Source organism: Nocardiopsis sp. RV163 (assembly GCF_001029525.1).
GTDB classification, from domain to species: Bacteria; Actinomycetota; Actinomycetes; order Streptosporangiales; family Streptosporangiaceae; genus Nocardiopsis; species Nocardiopsis dassonvillei.
Genome location: NZ_LEKI01000341.1, coordinates 1 through 1,205, shown reverse-complemented (window position 1 = coordinate 1,205; position 1,205 = coordinate 1). Strand labels below are relative to the sequence as shown.

Below are 1,205 nucleotides of genomic sequence, written 5' to 3'. Positions count from 1 at the left end.
CCGTACAAGGCCTCCGAGACGCACGTGCGGCCGGAGGAGACCCAGCGCCGGGGCGAGAAGCTCGCCTCGGTGTGGTTCGTGATCGCCTTCCTGGGCGGGATCGGCTTCCTGGTCGCCTATTTCCTCTTCAGTTCCAGTGCGATCGCCGACCCGCAGATCGCCCAGTACTCGAACATGCTGCTGGGTGCCACGCTGACGCTGGCGATGTTCGGCATCGGTGCGGGTATGACGGTGTGGGCGCGTCAGGTGATGCCGCACTACGAGGTGGCCTCTCCCTATGACGAGCTGCCCTCGGACGAGAAGGAGAAGGGTTCCTTCAGCGCCTTCTTCATGCGGGGGGCGGACGAGAGCGGTTTCACCAAGCGTCCGCTGATGCGCCGCACGCTGATCCTGGCGATGCTGCCGCTGGGGCTGGCGCCGATCGTGCTGCTGCGCGACACCGGCCCGGTTCCGGGTGACCTGATGAAGAAGACGATGTGGGAGCACGGCCGCCGCATGTACGTGGAAGGGAGCGGCCGTCCCCTTCGTCCCGAGGACTTCGAGAACGACCCCAACGCGATGGTCTCGGCCCTGCCCGCCGCCGATGACGAGCACCACCACCTCGGATCAGCCTGACCGACCAGGCCAAGACCGTCATCATCCTGATCAAGGTCCCCGAGGAGGACTGGCAGGAGCGGATGACCGAGGAGATCGAGGGCACCGACGGCCAGACACGTCTGAACTGGACGCACGACGGCATCGTCGCCTACTCCAAGATCTGCACCCACGTGGGCTGCCCCGCGGCCCTGTACGAACGCACGACACACCGCATCCTGTGCCCGTGCCACCAGTCGACGTTCGACGCGTCCAACGCCGCGGAGGTCGTGTTCGGTCCGGCGCACCGGCCGCTGCCGCAGCTGCCGATCGGTGTCGACGACGAGGGCTACCTCATCGCGACCGGCGACTTCGTCGCGCCGCCCGGTCCGACGTTCTGGGACTACGCGAAGGACTAGCCGATGAGTAAGACCACGCAAGCACCCAAGGCGCTTCGCGGCGTCGGCAACTTCATCGACGACCGCTTCCACCTGGCCAAGACCGGCGAGAAGAACCTGCGCAAGGTCTTCCCGAACCACTGGTCGTTCATGCTGGGCGAGATCGCGCTGTACTCGTTCATCATCCTGCTGCTCACAGGCGTCTTCCTCACGCTCTGGTTCAAGCCGAGCATG

The 1,205-nt window shown here is 65.9% G+C and carries 2 pseudogenes; both read left to right on the top strand.

The annotated features are described in order from the left end of the window. Positions 1–992, top strand: a pseudogene (locus ABD54_RS26595) (Rieske 2Fe-2S domain-containing protein); the annotation flags it as partial. A gap of 3 nt (positions 993–995) precedes the next feature. Beyond that, positions 996–1,205: pseudogene (locus ABD54_RS26590) on the top strand (ubiquinol-cytochrome c reductase cytochrome b subunit); the annotation flags it as partial.